We start from the raw sequence: 14,305 nt of genomic DNA, 5'->3' as shown, positions 1-14,305 counted from the left end.
TGACGGCCCGTGGGGCGGGTCCGGGGGCCGCGTGGGCCTTCCCGGGTCGCTTCGCAGGGGGCCCGTCCGGCACATCGGGAGCCTATGGAGGTCTCCGGCCGACGCCCCAGCCCCTACGCCCCCTACGACCCCCTACCGACGACCGGGGCCGGGGCGCGGGGTGCCGTACGGATCCGGGGCCGTGGCCGGTGCGGGTCCGGCGCGGGTCCGGGGCGGTGGCCGGCACGGGAGCCGGCACGGTGGCCGGGGCGGTGGCCGGGCGAGGGGCCGGGCGCACCGCGGCCCGGTGCGTCCCCGGACGCACCGGGCCACCCGCCGTCCAGGTGCGCGATAGGGGGTCGTAGGGGTCGTAGGGGCTGTGGCAGCGGCGGGCGGTCTTCGTAAGGTCGCCGTGCCGGGGCGGCCCGGGTGCGCTCGGCCTCCCGCATCCCGGTCCGGCACGGTTCCCCGACCGTAGGCCCCGTGCCTCCGCACCCATTGGGGGTCCTCGTGCCGCCCCATGCCCCCCACGCGCCCATGAAACTGCCCGGGAGCCCCTCGTGACCCATGTTCTCTTCGCCATCCCCGACGACGAATTCGACCGCGAATTCCTTCAGTTGCCGCTCGACGTGGCCAACGCCTGCGCGGTGCTGCGCGCCGAGGGCGTGCGCGTGTCCGTCTGGGACAACCGCCTCACCGATTCCCCGCCGGACACCGACGGCGCCCCCGACGTCGTGGTCGTGATCACCGCCATCGCCGACCGCGCGCAGTGCTACCCGCTCGTGCTGGACCCGGTCAAGGAGATGGCGGAGCAGGCGCGTCGGCAGTGGCCGCGGGCGACCCTGCTCGCCTGCGGACCGCACGCCACCCAACTCCCGGACGCCACCCGCCGCGAACTGGGCGTCGACTTCGTCGCCCGCGGCGAGACCGACTCCGCCGGCATCCAGGCGGTGCGCGACCTGATCGCGGGTCGGCCCTCCCTGCCCGTGATGCCACTGGTGGACAGCTATCCGCAGCTCGCCCCCGAGCAGTGGCCGCTGCCGGCGTACGACCTGTTCGACATGAGCTCCTACACCGCCGAGGTGTTCACGGACGGCCAGGTGCGCCGCGGTTCGTGCGGCATCGTGCTCGGGGTGCGCGGCTGCACCTACGGCTGCACCTTCTGCCACCTGCCGTTCGGCACCCGCATGCGCCCGCAGCCCGTGGAGCGCACCCTCGCGGAGATCGCCGCGATGCGCGAACGCGACGTGGACTTCATCTTCTTCCTCGACTACGTCTTCGGGCTCCACCCCACCTACTACCGGGACCTGTGCCGCGGCCTGACCGGGCAGGACATCGGCTGGACGGGCCAGAGCCGGGCCGAGGTCGTGCTGCGCACGGACGTGGAGGAGTGGGCGCGGGCCGGCTGCAAGGGCATGTGGCTCGGCGCCGAGTCCCCGGGCATCGCCGACACACCGGTCGGCAAGCGGATCAAGCCCGGGGTGACCAACGCGGCGGTGCGCAGGCTCCAGGACGCGGGGGTGACGCCGTTCGCGTTCGTCCTCATCGGCCTGCCCGACGATCCCGCCTGCGAGAACGGCGACCTGCTGCAATGGGCGACGGACCTGCCCGGCTACTTCGGCCTCAACCAGCTCTTCCTGCGTCCCGGCACCAAGCTGTACGACCAGTTGGCGCCCCGCTACAACGACGGCAGGATGCCGACCACCTGGGCCGAGGTGGAGGCCGTGACCCGGCGCTACCGGGAGAGCTATCCCGTGGACCTCGACGAGCTCTGGGGGCAGCTGTCCCGACTGCCCAACTACCTCGGCAACGCCATGGCGGAGCTGTGAGGCTCCCGGAGGTCACCGCGTGACGAGCGCGGAGGTCGGCTCGCGGTGAGCGCGACACCGTCCGCGCCGCCGCGGCCGGGGCGGCTCGGCGCGGCGCTCGGCCTGCCCCGGCTGAACGGTCAGCGGCGCCTGCTCGCCGCCGTGGCGATCGACAGCACCGGCAGCGGCCTGGCACTGCCCTTCCTGCTGCTCTACCTGACGTGGCAGGACCGGATGACGGCGGCCACCGCCGGAACGCTGCTGACGGTGGCCGGCGCCGCCGCACTGGCCGCCGGGCCGCTGTCGGGGCCGCTGATCGACCGGTGGGGCCCGCTGCCCCTGGTCCAGGCGGCCCACGTGCTGCGCGCGACGGCCTTCTGCGTCTACCTGGCGACCGGCTCCCCGACGACGCTGCTGGTCGCGGCCACCCTCGCGGCGTTGGGGGACAACCTCTTCTGGCCCGCCAACAGGGCCTTCCTCGCCCGCCGGTGCCACCCCGGCGAGCTGATGCGTTGGTACGGCCTCGAACGCACCCTGCGCAATGCCGGGATGGCCGTCGGCGGGCTCGCGGCCGGTTTCCTGGCCGGGCACGGCCTGACCGGCCTGCGCCTCGTCCTCGCGGCGAACGCGGCCAGCTACCTCCTCGCCACCGTCCTCATCGCGCTGCTGCCTGCCACCGAACGGCGCCCGTCCGCCGGTCCGGTGCCGGCGGCGCCCGGCAACCGTACGGTCGGCCCCCGGCCCGGAGGCGCCTACCTCGCCATGGTGGCGGCCAACACGGTGCTCGTGCTCCTCTGCACGGCGCTGCCGGTGCTCGTACCGCTCTACGTCGTCCAGCAACTCCGGCAGCCCGCCTGGGTCGTGGGCGCGGTCTTCGCGCTGAACACCCTGCTGGTCATGGCGGGCCAGTCGCTGGCCGTGCGGTACCTGGAGCGGCGCGAGCACCTGCGCACCCTCCAGCGGGCGGCTCTGGTGTGGTCCGTGGCGGCCGTGCTGTTCGGTGCGGCGAGCGGGCTGCCGCGCTCGGCCGCGCTGCCCCTCCTCGCGCTCGCCGTGCTGGTGTTCACCGCGGCGGAGCTGATGCACGCCCCGACCAGCGACGTCGTGGCCGTCCGGATGGCCCCGGACGCGACCCCCGGCCGCCACCTCGGCCTGCACCAGCTGTCCTGGGGGATCGGCGCCGCGATCGCCCCGCTGACCCTGACCGCGGCACTGGCCCTGGGCCCCCGGTGGCCGTGGGCGCTGCTGGCCGTGGCCGCGCTGGCCGCCGCTGCGGCGCTGGCCGGCGTACGGCGCGCCACCGGCCCGGTCCTCCCGGAGGGCGTGAGCGGGACGGGCGGGGCGGCGGGTGCCCGCACGGGATCGAAGGCGGGCGGCGATACGGGCGGCGATTCAGGCAGCGGTACAGGAAGAGAAGCAGGAAGAGAAGCAGGAAGAGAAACAGGAAGAGACGCGTGATGGCAGAAGAGATGGTGTTCTGGGACTACTCGAGGTCCCAGGCACTGAGCCGCTACAACGGCGCGAAGATCCCCGTGCGCGAGCTGGCGGAACTGTGTGCCCTCCGCAAGGACGCCGAGTCGGTCGACGACGCACCGCTGCCCTCCCCGGACGCGATGGCGGACATCCATCCGCTGGCGCTCAAACGGCCCGGCCGATGGGAGGCCGCGATCGCGGCGACGATCTACGCGTGCAGCGGCCAGGTCGCCGTGCGCCAGGAGATCATCAAGGCGAGGGAGCTGCTGGACCGGCTGCCGCGGGTCGACCGCACCGCCCTGACCGTCCCGCGCATGCTGGCGCTGGTCCCCACCATGGTCGCCGGGTTCCGCTTCAGCCGGCAGGGCGAGACGTTCAACCCGGAGGCGAACCGCTACCTGGACGGCGCGTGCTTCCTCTCGGCGCTGCTGCGGGACAGGCCGGCCCTGGCCGTGGAGATCGGATTGTGCGCGCACCGCGCAGGTGTGGGCGACCCCCGGCTGCCCGAGCACGTCGACCCCGCGGGATCGAGCCGGATGGTGGCCTTCGTCGCCTCGCTCCTCGACAACTCGCACGCGAAGGCGCGCACGGTCAACGTGTCCCAGCAGACGGCGACCGGCCGGGCCGCCGGCACGGTGCACTCCCTCGTCTTCCTGCGCTACGCGCGCGATGGCAGGACGGAGCACCTGCTCCGCACGCTCGACCAGCACGCGGACGACGTGTCGGCGCTACTGGCGCGCCACAACGTCCTCTCGGACACGGAGTTCCGCTTCACCCCGCTGGATCCCTTCAGCGAGACGGTCGAGCGGGACATGACGCAGGCCTTCGGCCCGGACTGGTCGGGCGCGCCCGCGGAGCCTCGGTGGTTCAAGGGCGGGACGCTGGACGCGGCCGTCGAGGCCGCGAAGGGGACGATGCTGCGGTTCATGCGGAACGAGCCGTACGACCTCGACGAACTGCTGGCGGTCCACGCGGACTCCGAGGACCCGAGCGAGCGCGGCGCATCGGCACTGCGCTGGTTCGACCGGCACCAGCGCCGGCCGCTGGAGGTCAAGGCCCGCTACGACGTCGCCTTCCACCACCGGCTGGCCACGACGACGCTGAGCAGGGACGGCGTGGGCATCGGCATGGAGCGCGGCTGGGACGCGTACCAATGGCTCGCGTGGAACGCCGCGTACGGATCGGCGCGTACGGCGATGCCACTGCTCTACGCCAGGAGCACGACCGAGCCCGCGAGTCACGTGTCCCTGCGGAGCTTCAACCTCCGACAATTCTGGTGAGCCGTGTCGGCCCCCGGGGACGGGGCCCGGCGGCCGTACGGTCGGACCCGTGGTCGAGGAGGACTTCTGATGCGCAAGGTGACCTATTCCATGGGCGTCTCGCTCGACGGATACATCGTCGGGCCGGACGGCGGCTTCGACTGGACGGATCCTGACGAGGAGCTCTTCCGCTTCATCACGGAGGAGTTCCGAGGGGTCGGTTGCCACCTGATGGGCCGACGGCTGTACGAGACGATGCTGTACTGGGAGACCGCCGAGCAGGATCCGTCGCTGGACGACACCATGCGGGAGTGGGCCGGGCTCTGGAACCCGCTCCCCAAGGTGGTGTTCTCCACGACCCTGACGGCGGTGCGGGGCCGTGCGCGGCTGGCCTCCGGCGGCCCGGTGGAGGAGATCGAGCGGTTGCGGGCCGAGCCGGGCGAGGGCGAGATCGCGATCGGCGGTGCCACCCTCGCCGCCGCGGTGGCCGAGGCGGGCCTGATCGACGAGTACCGGGCGCGGATCCACCCGGTGCTGCTGGGCGGCGGGATCCCCTTCTTCCCCCGCGCCGAGCGCCGGGTCGACCTGGAACTCGCGGAGACCCGGACCTTCCCCACGGGAGTCGTCCACCTCCGCCACATCGTGGTCCGTTAGGCCGGTCGCGGGGGTCCGTGAGCGCCCGGTCCTCCGCCGTCCCGAGGCCTCCGATCCTGCGGGCTCACCCGCGCTCAGTCGGCGGAGCCCCCGTCGAGAAGGGTGGCGAGGCCGTCCAGGAGGCGCTGGAGGCCGAACTCGAAGAGGGCGTCGAGGTCGAAGTCGTACCCGACCGCGGCGAGGCGGGAGAGCGCGGGGAACCGGCCGCTGCCCATGGCGGCAAGGAGCGCGGGCTCCTGGGTGTCCATCCACTGCTCGCTGTCGAGCCCGCTGTCGGCCTCGGCCTCCCGCTCCGACGCCAGGTTGGCCGCGACGCCACGGGCGTAGTTCAGCAGCGTGAGGTGTGCGGTGAAGGCGGACTGCAGGTCGAGGCCGTGCGCGTGCAGGGTCGCGAGCATCCACTCGCTGTACGACAAGCCCGAGACGATCACCTGGGGGCGCGTCACCGAGAGGGCCGGTGCGAGCCAGGGGTGGCGGCGGAAGAGGTCCCAGAGCTGCCGGGCCGCCAGCTCGATCGCCTCCCGCCAGCCCTCCGGCCGCTCGGCGGGCAGTGGGCGTTCCGCCATGACGGCGTCCATCATCCGCGTGAGCAGGTCGTCCTTGTCCGCCACGTGCCGGTACAGGGACATGGTCGCCACCCCGAGGTCGGAGGCGACCCGTCGCATGGAGACCGCCGCCAGTCCCTCCGCGCCCGCGATCGCGACGGCGGCGCCGACGATCCGGCCCAGCGTGAGCCCCGTCTGGGGCGAGGGGGCGGCGTCGGGTGCCCCGTCAGGGCGCACGGGGGAGGTGGGGGGTGCGGGACGGGCGGAGGCCGTCGGGCGGCTGGGCCGGGGCGGGCCGGCCGGGGCCGCCACGACCGTCCCGACGCCCGGGACGACGCGGACCGCGCCGTCCCGGCGCAGTTCGGCGAGCGCCTTGCTCGCGGTCGCCATCGCGACGCCCCACTGCCGGGTGATCTCGCGGGTCGACGGCACGCGATCGCCGGGCGCCAGTTCGCCGGCCTCGATCCGCCGCCGCAGTTCGCCGACGATCCGGCTGTAGCGCGGTACCGCCCGTTCGCTCACCGACACTCCTCCGCACTAGTGCACCCTGATGTGCGCCATCCTAGCCGCCGTCGCCGTCCGAGCGGCGGGAGCGAGCGATTCTTCGCCCTTCCGCACTAGTGCGGTACGGCACAACTCACGATACCTGACGGGATTTTCGCGCTTGTGCACTACATCGCGTACGGCGTACATTCGCGGCATGGCGAACAACGAGGTACTCATCTGTGGCGCTGGCATCGCGGGGCCCGCGCTGGCGTACTGGCTACGCAAGGCGGGCTTCGAGGTCACGATCGTGGAGCGCACCCCGGCACCCCGCCCCGGCGGACAGACCGTGGATCTGCGCGGCGCCGGCCGCACCGTGATCGAGCGGATGGGCCTGATGGACCGGGCCAGGGCCGAGAGCGTGGACCAACACGGCTTCGCGCTCGTCGACGCGGGCGGCCGCACCACCGCGCGGATCCCGGCCGACAGTTTCGGCGGTGAGGGGATCGTCTCCGAGATCGAGATCCTCCGCGGCGACCTGGCCCGCCTCCTGTACGAGGCCACCGCGGCGGACACGGAGTACCTCTTCGACGACACCGTCACCGGCATCGATCAGGGGCCGGGCGGGGCCGGGGACGGGGACGGGGACGGGGTCACCGTGACCTTCGAACGGGCCGCGCCGCGCCGGTTCGCGCTCGTCATCGGCGCCGACGGGCCGCACTCCGTGGTGCGCGCGCTGGCCTTCGGCCCGGAGCGGGACTTCGTCCGCCCCATCGACGTCCACACGGCCTGGTTCACCGCCTTCGACGGCCCGGACCTGAACCGCGCGGACCTCGACGGCTGGTTCCTCATGCACAACGCGCCCGGCGGCCTGGTCGTCTCCGCCCGGCCCGGTCGCCTGCCCGGCGAGATCAAGGCAGGCTTCAGCTTCCGCTCGCCGGCGCTCTCCTACGACCGCCGTGACGTCGCCGCCCAGCAGGATCTCGTGGCCCGGCGCTTCGCCCGGGTCGGCTGGAAGACCCCCGCCCTGCTGCGCTCGATGCGCACCGCCCCGGACTTCTTCTTCGATTCCATGGGCCAGGTGCGCCTCGACAGCTGGTCGCGCGGCCGGGTGGCCCTGCTCGGCGACGCCGGATACTGCGCGACCCCGCTGACCGGCCTCGGCACCAGCCTCGCCCTGGTCGGCGCGTACGTACTGGCCGGTGAGCTGGCCGCGGCCACGGGGGACCACGGCGTCGCCTTCCGCCGCTACGACGAGGTGATGCGCCCGTACGTCGACCAGGCGCAGCAGCTGCCGCCCGGCGGGGCCGCCGGGTACGCGCCGTCGAGCCGCCTCGGCATCCGCATGCGCGACCTCTCGATGAGGTCGATGAACCGGTGGCCGATGCGGAACCTGCTCGCCGCGCAGTTCGCCAAGGCGGGGGACATCGCACTGCCGGACTACGGCCTCGCCGCACACCCGAGCTGATCGCCCGTAGCCATGGGACACCGCAGGTCGGGTGGACGGGGATCACGGGCCCACGACGTCCACACGTGCCCCGTTCGGGATACCGGGAGGCGGCACCATCATGACCCACCGGGTGTGTCCCACGGGGCGTGGACCAGCGGGTTTCACCCGGCGGTGGGCGGGCAGCCGCCACGGAGGGAGGACGCACCAACGGACCGACGCACCGGGATGTAACGCCATGGGAAGCGACTTCCACATAGAAGTGCGGCACTACGGACCCACCCTGCACCTCACTCCGGTCGGTGCGCTGGACATCGGCGCGGGCCCCGGCTTCGACCCGTTGCGCCACGTCCTGGGAGGTGACGTCTGCGTAGTGGTCTGCGACATGAGGCACGTGCCCTTCATGGACCTGCCGGGACTGCACCGCCTCCTCGACCTCGGTCGCCGGGCCCGGGCCCGTGGCATCGCCCTGTTCGTCTGCAACTGGCGTCGCCAGCCGCTGGGCCTCTTGGACCGGATCGACGAGGCCGGTCTGCCCGGAGCGGACCGCGGCCGCCCGGCCGGGCACCGCCGCGCAGCCACCCACGACCTGCGCCGCACCCTCGCCACCCCGGGGCCGGATCCGGCCCCGGCCCCCGTCTCCCGGGCATCCCGGCCGCGCACGACTGAGCCGTTCCGGGCGGGGTAGGCACCGTGCGGCCCGGCAGCGAGCCGGGCGCTGAGGAAGGGAGCCGGTCGAACAAGGCCCAACTCAAACGAGCCCTGGGCCACTGACCGGGCTCGTCGTACGCCGGATGCGACCGACCCACGAGTCGGGCGGCAGCGGGGACCAGACGATGTCGATGTCGACGCCGTGGAAGGTGCGGGTGAGGTCCGCGAGGGTGGTGAGGACCGCCGCCTGCGCGTCCTCGACGGCTGCGTCGCGAGGCATCGGGATCCTTCCGCACGCACCACCCGCACTGCCGGCACTACCCGTGCCATCCGCCCCTTCGGCCCTAACGGTGTACGGCCACGCGTCGCGTGCTGCCAGGAGGATGACCTCCTCCGGTATGCCGAAGGGGGGACGCTTCCTCGTCTTCTTCGTCCTGCGTCTCTCCGCCACGGCACCATCTTCCTATGCACATCCTTCCCTGGATGAACTCCTCGCGGGCGCCGAGCATGAACAGCACCGCCAGCAACACACCGTTCCCGGTTCCGAGGAGTACGCATGACCACGTGGTTCATCACCGGCGCTTCCCGCGGTTTCGGCCTGGAGATCGCACGCCAGGCCCTCGATCGCGGTGACGACGTCGTCGCGACCGCCCGCAACCCCGAAGCCGTCGCGTCCGCACTGCCCGGGTACGGGGGCCGCCTGCTCCCGCTCGCGCTCGACGTCACCGACGAGGCCGGGGCCCGTACGGCGGTGTCCGTGGCCGTCGAGACCTACGGCACGATCGACGTCCTCGTCAACAACGCCGGACGGGGTCTGCTGGGAGCCGTGGAGGAGGCCTCGGACACGGCCGTCCGCGCGGTCTACGACACGAACGTCTTCGGGATGCTCAACGTCAGCCGTGCCGTGCTGCCCGTGATGCGCCGCCGGCGCTCGGGGCGGGTGCTCAACCTCAGCTCGCTGGGTGGCTTCAGCAGCTCCGCCGGCTTCGGGATCTACTGCTCGACCAAGTTCGCCGTGGAGGGGATCTCCGAGGCGATGCACGCCGAACTGGCCCCGTTGGGCATCGGGGTGACCCTGGTCGAGCCGGGCTACTTCCGCACCGACTTCCTCGACGGGGGCAGCCTGCACACCGAGGGCACCGTCATCGACGACTACGCCGCCACCTCAGGAGCGGTACGCGATATGGTTCCCGGGCTCAACCACACCCAGCCCGGCGACCCCGTGAAGGGCGCCGCAGCGGTCCTCGTCCTGGCCGACGCCGACGTCCCGCCCCTGCGGGCCCAGTTGGGCAGCGACTGCGTCGCGGAGCTGGACCGTAAGATCGCGGGGCTCCGGGCCGAGTCCGCGGCGTGGCGACACCTGGCCCTGTCGACCGACCGCGACGACGCCCGGGCCCTGGCCTGAGGAGAGTCGACGAAGCGATGAAGAGGCGAAGAGAGGACGGAGCGCGCCGTGTCGGAACTGGGTGACTACCTGCGCGCCTGCCGCGCCCGGATGAGCGTCGAAGAGGCCGGGATCCGGACGTCCGGCCACCGCCGCGTACCGGGGCTGCGGCGCGAGGAGCTCGCCATGATGGCGGGCGTCAGCGTCGACTACGTGGTGCGGTTGGAGCAGGGCAGGGCGAAATCGGCCTCGCCGGAGATCCTCCTGGCCCTCGCACGCGCCCTCCGTCTGCACGCCGACGAGCAGGCGTACCTGCTGCGCTGCGCGACCGAAGCCGACGGCCCCGCCCCACGGTCGGACACGCCGGGAGCCGCGGCCCCACAGGTGTCCACCGGCACGCGGACCCTGCTGAACAGCATGACCGCGGTACCCGCCCTCGTCCTGGGGCGGCGCATGGACGTCCTGGCGTGGAACCCCCTCGCGGCCGCACTGATCACGGACTTCGGGAAGGTCGCGCCGGCGCACCGCAACCACGTGCGGCTGAGCTTCCTCGACCCGCACGTCCGCGGGCTCTACGCCGATTGGGAGACGGTGGCGAAGGAGTGCGTCGCCTACCTCCGCATGGACACCGGCCGCTACCCCGAGGACCGCGCCCTGGCCGACCTCGTCGAAGAACTGTCGCTGGCGGACCAGGACTTCCGCCACTGGTGGTCCAGCCACCGCGTCCGCGCCCAGCACTGCGGCCGCAAGGATTTCCGCCACCCCCTCGCGGGCGAACTCAGCCTGGACTACCAGGTCCTGGACGTGCGCGGCGCCGCCGACCAGAGCCTCCTCGTCTACACCGCCGAACCGGGCTCCCGCACCGCCCAGGCCCTGACCTTCCTCGCCGCGATGCGCACCCCCGCCGTTGTCTAGTGCTGTGACCGGAAAGGTTCACCGTGTCGCGGCGCCCGGCACGGCACCTCGCGGCGTTGTTCGGACCACGACGGTACGTCCAGTACGAGTCGAGGTCCTCCGCCTTGCGATGCACCGCACCGGACGCCGCGACCCGGCAAACCTTTCCGGCCACAGCACTAGGCTGCTCCCACCCCGCCCGGCAGGGCAGGGCGGGGGTGTCGCGAGCCGATGGAGGAGAAGCGCGTGAAGCACGTGGTCGTCCTGGGGGGAAGCATCGCGGGCCTTGCGGCCGCGCGGGCGGTGCGCGGCGAGGGGCATCGGGTCACGATCGTCGAACCCGACGCACCGGGCGCGGGCGGCGCCAGGGCGGGTGTGCCGCAGAGCGGTCAGCTCCACGCGCTGCTCGACATGGGTCGGCGCCAAGCGGACCGGTGGTGGCCCGGGCTCTCCGAGGAGCTGCTGGCCGACGGCGCCGTTCTGGGGTCGGGCGACGAGATCCGGATGTTCGCGGACACCGTGCGCAAGGTCGACGTGCCCGGCAACGAACTGATCGGCGTGAGCCGCGCGTTGCTGGAGGAGCACATCCGCCGGCGTACCCTCGCGGACGACCACGTCGACGTGGTGACCGCCAGGGCCGTCGGGCTCACCACTCGTGGCGGACGGATCACCGGCGTCCGGCTGCGCGCCGCGGGACCGGAGTCGGAGCCGGAGCCGGAGCAGACGCTCACGGCAGATGCCGTGGTGGACGCGATGGGCCGGTCGAGCCGGCTCTCCGCGTGGTTGACCGAGGCGGGCTGGGAGGCCCCGCCGGTCGACCGGATGCGGATCGACCTGGGGTACGCCACCGCGCTCTTCCGCAGGGGGAACGAACTTCCCGGAGTGGTCGTGGCCCATCAGCTGCCGTCCGTGACGGACGAGCAGGCCGACACCGGTGCCATGGCCGCGGTGGAGGGCGACCTGTGGATGGCCGTGATCGTGGCCTACGCGGACAGGCGTCCGACGCGTGACAGTACGGAGTTCGTCCGGCGGATGCGGGAGATGGCCGTGCCCTTCGGGGTCGTCGCCGACGGCTGCGAGATGGTCGGCGAGGTGCGGACGTACAGCATGGGCCACTCCTTCCGCCGGAAGTGGTGGGCGGTGGAGCGCCTGCCCGGCGGGCTCTTCGTCGTCGGGGACGCGGTGGCGTCCTTCAACCCGGTCTACGGGCAGGGCATGACCTGCGCCCTCCTCCACGCCTCCTGCCTCGCGGCGCACCTGCGCGGGGGAGCGGACCTCCACGCCCCGGCCCGCGGGTACTTCGACCACGTCGAGGTGGTGGTCGACGCGGCCTGGGAGGTCTCCACGCTCGCCGACCTGGCCCAGCCGCACGTCCGGGGCCCCTACCCCACCGGGTACGCGCTGGCGCGCCGGATGTCGGAGCTGATGGCCCGGGCCTCCGTCACGGACGCCTGGGTACACGGGCGGTTCCTCGACGTGGTGAACATGCGCAGGCGGCCGGCGGACCTGAAGACCCCGCGGTTCTGGTGGAGGGTGGCCCTTGCCCTGCGCGCCCAGGCGGCGCCGGGGCGCGTCCGGTAGGTCCTGCCGAGGTGGGCCGGACCGGGGCGGGCCGGACCGGGGCGGGCGGCTATGGCGTCGGGACCGGCCGCCTCGCCCCGTCGAGGCCGGCCGCGGCCAGGACGTCGGGATGGTCGAGGTAGCCTGCGACGCGCACCAAGTGGGCGCGCTGCGAAGCCGGATCGAGACTCCCGCCGGGCAGGACCAGGCCGGTCTCGCCGTCCCGTTCGGCGCCGCTCCCGGTGAGGGCGACCGCCCGCAGGACCAGGGCGGCGGCCGCGGCGGCCCGTTCGTCCTCCAGGGGCCAACCCCCGGCGCGTGCCAGGAGGTGGACGCGCACCACCGGTTCGTCGTCGAAGTACGGGTAGAGGCTCCGGATCGCGCTCAGGATGTCCGCCGTCCGCGTCACCAGGTGCCAGTCGCGTACGTGGAGGAGGCCCAGGTCGGTGACCCGGTTGCGTGCGTCCAGGGCGATGCGGGGATCCGCCCGGTGGGTCAGCTCCCACAGGGGGGTGAGGGCCAGGTAGTCGCGCCGGTCCGCGCGCCAGAGCGAGATCGCCGCACCGGAGAAGCCCCAGTTGATGACGAGGGCCCCCACCGTGCCGGAGACGGGTCCGAGGCTGTGGAGCGGGTCCAGGGCGTGCGATCCCAGGGCGCCCGCGACCGTGGCCGGCATGACGCAGGCGACGTACCCGGCGATGAACCAGGTCGCGAGCGAGATGTGCCGCAGGGCCCGGCGCAGCCGTGGATCGCTGTGGGAGGAGTGCGCGTTGCGGCGGAAGCGCACGGCCGTCGACACCGAGGCGTACGCGAGCCCGAGTTGGAACGCGGCCAACATCACCAGGGCCCCCGGGTCCTGGCCGTAGGCGATGTTGAACTCCATCGGATGGGGTGCGTCGCCGAGGTCGCCCGCGGCGAATCCGGCCACCATGGCGACGCCCGCGGCGCAGTACACGGCCAACGGTCGCACGAGCCGACCCCGCCCGGGAGCCGCGGTCGAGGTCGGGGGAACGGGGGCGGCGGGCCACCACATCAGGGACATCACGTGCGTGTGGGCGAAGAAGGCGAGGATGCAGGCGAAGACCACCGGCTCGGCCACGTTCGCGGAGCCGGTGAGACGGGCGACGGCCCGCCACACGAGCGGTGTCGCCACCAGGAAGGCCACGACGCCGACCGCCGAGCAGGTGGTGATCAGGCGCAGGGCCGTGGACCGCTCGCGGCGCCAGGCGGCGTACTTGCCGAGGGTGGTGCACGACGCCACCACGACGATGATCAGGTAGACCACGTTGGCCGCGTCCTCAGACACCGGTCGTCCCCCTGTGGCGCAGCGCCGATGCGGCCGGGGCTCCCGGTCCCGGTCCCGGGCCGGCACTCGTGTGGGTGATCATGCTCACGATGAGCCGGCCGAGGGTCTCCGCCTCCCGTTCGGGGAGGGCTTCGCCGTGCGACCGGTTCGGATGGGGCCCGTCGAAGTAGGACCGCGCCAGCATCATGCGGCTGATGCGCGGATCGAGTGCCGGTGCGAGCCCGGCGAGCAGTACGGACCGCAGTTCGTGGCCCACCGTCTGCGGGTCGTGGCCCAGGAAGGCGTGCGCGAGCTCGTGGGCGATGACGAAGTGCTGCAGGATGGTCGGCGAGTTCTTGTCGACCACGAGGGTCAGTTCGGTGGGGGTGTGGAGCAGTCCGCCGGTGAACGGGTGCCGCAGGGGGAGGTAGACGATCCGGATCGGTGTGCCGCAGCTGAGGGCGACCGCCTCGCGGACGTCTTCCAGGGTGGGGTGGGCGGACAGCCCGAGCCGGGCGGAGAAGCGCTTGCGCAGCTTGCGCAGGGTGCGGATCTCCCTGACCGTGCCCGCGACGAGACCTAGGGTCCGGCGGACTGCCTGCATTGATCGTTCTCTCCACATGACCTGCGTGTCGGCGGAAGCGTGCGACGGATCGGCCGCACGAAGCGCGGACGTTCCCCTGTGTGCCGGACCGCCGACGGTGACGGACTAGTCCAGGCGAGGGCCGAACCGTAAGTCGTCCGGCGCGGTCGCGGGCGTGGGGGCGGAGGCGGGCGAGAGGGCCGCGGAGGCACTGACTCTCGGTGAGCGCGGGGGTCGCGCGCGACCGGGTCCGTCCCCGACACGGGTCTGGTCAGCCGGGGAAGGGCTGACGGGGCGGTG

Annotated in this window: 13 protein-coding genes; 9 read left to right on the top strand and 4 right to left on the bottom strand. The window is 73.1% G+C overall.

Annotated features, from left to right (window positions below):
• Nucleotides 1-539: 539 nt before the first annotated feature.
• The 4 genes from ACIQWR_RS26100 (at nt 540) to ACIQWR_RS26085 (ending at nt 5,173) form a co-directional block, all read left to right on the top strand.
• Nucleotides 540-1,808 (top strand): B12-binding domain-containing radical SAM protein, encoded by a 1,269-nt coding sequence (locus ACIQWR_RS26100; protein ID WP_404014001.1) that lies wholly within the window; start codon nt 540-542, stop codon nt 1,806-1,808.
• 45 nt (nt 1,809-1,853) lie between these two features.
• On the top strand, nt 1,854-3,245 hold the full coding sequence (locus ACIQWR_RS26095; RefSeq protein ID WP_404013998.1) for an MFS transporter: 1,392 nt from the start codon (nt 1,854-1,856) through the stop codon (nt 3,243-3,245).
• Entirely contained in the window at nt 3,245-4,540 is a 1,296-nt protein-coding gene (locus tag ACIQWR_RS26090; protein ID WP_404013995.1) for a hypothetical protein, read from the top strand. Before ACIQWR_RS26095 ends, ACIQWR_RS26090 begins: the two co-directional genes overlap by 1 nt.
• A gap of 69 nt (nt 4,541-4,609) precedes the next feature.
• Nucleotides 4,610-5,173 carry a dihydrofolate reductase family protein gene (locus tag ACIQWR_RS26085; RefSeq protein ID WP_404013993.1) on the top strand — a complete coding sequence of 188 codons (564 nt, stop codon included), beginning with the start codon at nt 4,610-4,612 and terminating at the stop codon, nt 5,171-5,173.
• Between the two features lie 74 nt (nt 5,174-5,247).
• On the opposite strand, the gene ACIQWR_RS26080 is transcribed toward ACIQWR_RS26085, so the two are convergent.
• Entirely contained in the window at nt 5,248-6,240 is a 993-nt protein-coding gene (locus ACIQWR_RS26080) for a TetR/AcrR family transcriptional regulator C-terminal domain-containing protein (protein ID WP_404013990.1), read from the bottom strand.
• A gap of 178 nt (nt 6,241-6,418) precedes the next feature.
• On the opposite strand from ACIQWR_RS26080, the gene ACIQWR_RS26075 reads away from it, so the two are divergent.
• Together ACIQWR_RS26075 and ACIQWR_RS26070 are read left to right on the top strand one after the other, a co-directional pair.
• Nucleotides 6,419-7,669: an FAD-dependent monooxygenase gene (locus tag ACIQWR_RS26075; protein WP_404013988.1), complete on the top strand. Its 1,251-nt coding sequence runs from the start codon at nt 6,419-6,421 to the stop codon at nt 7,667-7,669.
• A gap of 217 nt (nt 7,670-7,886) precedes the next feature.
• Nucleotides 7,887-8,336: an STAS domain-containing protein gene (locus tag ACIQWR_RS26070; RefSeq protein ID WP_404013985.1), complete on the top strand. Its 450-nt coding sequence runs from the start codon at nt 7,887-7,889 to the stop codon at nt 8,334-8,336.
• Between the two features lie 63 nt (nt 8,337-8,399).
• Here the strand turns inward: ACIQWR_RS26070 and ACIQWR_RS26065 are convergent, their stop codons facing one another.
• Complete coding sequence (locus ACIQWR_RS26065; RefSeq protein ID WP_404013982.1) at nt 8,400-8,579, bottom strand: hypothetical protein; 180 nt, start codon at nt 8,577-8,579, stop codon at nt 8,400-8,402.
• Between the two features lie 276 nt (nt 8,580-8,855).
• On the opposite strand from ACIQWR_RS26065, the gene ACIQWR_RS26060 reads away from it, so the two are divergent.
• The 3 genes from ACIQWR_RS26060 to ACIQWR_RS26050 all read left to right on the top strand — a co-directional run bounded on the left by ACIQWR_RS26060 (nt 8,856) and on the right by ACIQWR_RS26050 (nt 12,158).
• A complete protein-coding gene (locus ACIQWR_RS26060; protein ID WP_404013979.1) occupies nt 8,856-9,704 on the top strand; it encodes an oxidoreductase in 849 nt (282 codons plus the stop codon).
• A 48-nt stretch (nt 9,705-9,752) separates the two neighbouring features.
• Entirely contained in the window at nt 9,753-10,598 is an 846-nt protein-coding gene (locus ACIQWR_RS26055; protein WP_404013976.1) for a helix-turn-helix domain-containing protein, read from the top strand.
• Between the two features lie 225 nt (nt 10,599-10,823).
• Complete coding sequence (locus tag ACIQWR_RS26050; protein ID WP_404013973.1) at nt 10,824-12,158, top strand: FAD-dependent oxidoreductase; 1,335 nt, start codon at nt 10,824-10,826, stop codon at nt 12,156-12,158.
• 49 nt (nt 12,159-12,207) lie between these two features.
• Here ACIQWR_RS26050 and ACIQWR_RS26045 read toward each other — a convergent pair whose 3' ends face one another.
• Nucleotides 12,208-13,443 carry a DUF6545 domain-containing protein gene (locus ACIQWR_RS26045; RefSeq protein ID WP_404013970.1) on the bottom strand — a complete coding sequence of 412 codons (1,236 nt, stop codon included), beginning with the start codon at nt 13,441-13,443 and terminating at the stop codon, nt 12,208-12,210.
• A complete protein-coding gene (locus tag ACIQWR_RS26040) occupies nt 13,436-14,026 on the bottom strand; it encodes an ImmA/IrrE family metallo-endopeptidase (RefSeq protein WP_404013967.1) in 591 nt (196 codons plus the stop codon). The genes ACIQWR_RS26045 and ACIQWR_RS26040 overlap by 8 nt, the downstream gene beginning before the upstream one ends.
• Nucleotides 14,027-14,305: the final 279 nt, after the last annotated feature.

This window comes from Streptomyces sp. NPDC098789, from assembly GCF_044759975.1.
Taxonomy (GTDB): domain Bacteria; phylum Actinomycetota; class Actinomycetes; order Streptomycetales; family Streptomycetaceae; genus Streptomyces.
The sequence above is the reverse complement of the archived record's forward strand: the minus strand, read 5'-3'. Positions and strand labels throughout refer to the sequence as shown.

Coding starts and splice junctions, on each gene's coding strand:
- ACIQWR_RS26065 (WP_404013982.1), bottom strand. CDS start 8,579: ATGCCTCGCGACGCAGCCGTCGAGGACGCGCAGGCGGCGGTCCTCACC.
- ACIQWR_RS26085 (WP_404013993.1), top strand. CDS start 4,610: ATGCGCAAGGTGACCTATTCCATGGGCGTCTCGCTCGACGGATACATC.
- ACIQWR_RS26040 (WP_404013967.1), bottom strand. CDS start 14,026: ATGCAGGCAGTCCGCCGGACCCTAGGTCTCGTCGCGGGCACGGTCAGG.
- ACIQWR_RS26075 (WP_404013988.1), top strand. CDS start 6,419: ATGGCGAACAACGAGGTACTCATCTGTGGCGCTGGCATCGCGGGGCCC.
- ACIQWR_RS26060 (WP_404013979.1), top strand. CDS start 8,856: ATGACCACGTGGTTCATCACCGGCGCTTCCCGCGGTTTCGGCCTGGAG.
- ACIQWR_RS26090 (WP_404013995.1), top strand. CDS start 3,245: ATGGCAGAAGAGATGGTGTTCTGGGACTACTCGAGGTCCCAGGCACTG.
- ACIQWR_RS26070 (WP_404013985.1), top strand. CDS start 7,887: ATGGGAAGCGACTTCCACATAGAAGTGCGGCACTACGGACCCACCCTG.